The following is a 359-nucleotide window of genomic DNA, read 5'->3' as shown; positions in this document are numbered from 1 at the left end:
ATAAAATCAACTCAGCTAACAATGACTTCAAAGAAGAAAACTATTACAAACAACTCAACGATTTAGCTTCAGCTTATAATAAGTATGTAGAATTAATTAATAAAGGATTAGCAAGTAAAGATGATCAAGCTTTTAAAGATATTAGCAATGAGTTATTTGATTTAATAGCAAAAGTAGGAGATGAAACTGAAGCTATAGAGCGTTTGATTAAAGACTTTGAAGATTTCAAAATATCAGTAAGTGATGAATCTAGCGGACGCTTTGTTGTTAAAGGAGAATTATCAGCCATTAAAATACCTTATCCTATTTTAGCTTCTATTAAAGATGATAATGGTGGTGGTGAAATAGAAATACCTGAT

Annotated in this window: 1 protein-coding gene; it reads left to right on the top strand. The window is 29.2% G+C overall.

Annotated features, from left to right (window positions below; all coding sequences use genetic code 11):
• On the top strand, nt 1-359 hold a 359-nt coding region (locus CAMP5063_RS08435), incomplete at both ends, for a hypothetical protein (protein WP_337195173.1).

Origin of the sequence: Campylobacter sp. RM5063 (genome assembly GCF_024723655.1) — a bacterium.
Lineage (GTDB): Bacteria > Campylobacterota > Campylobacteria > Campylobacterales > Campylobacteraceae > Campylobacter_D > Campylobacter_D lari_D.
Note: the sequence above shows the minus strand (reverse complement) of the source record. Positions and strands in the feature narration are given on the sequence as shown.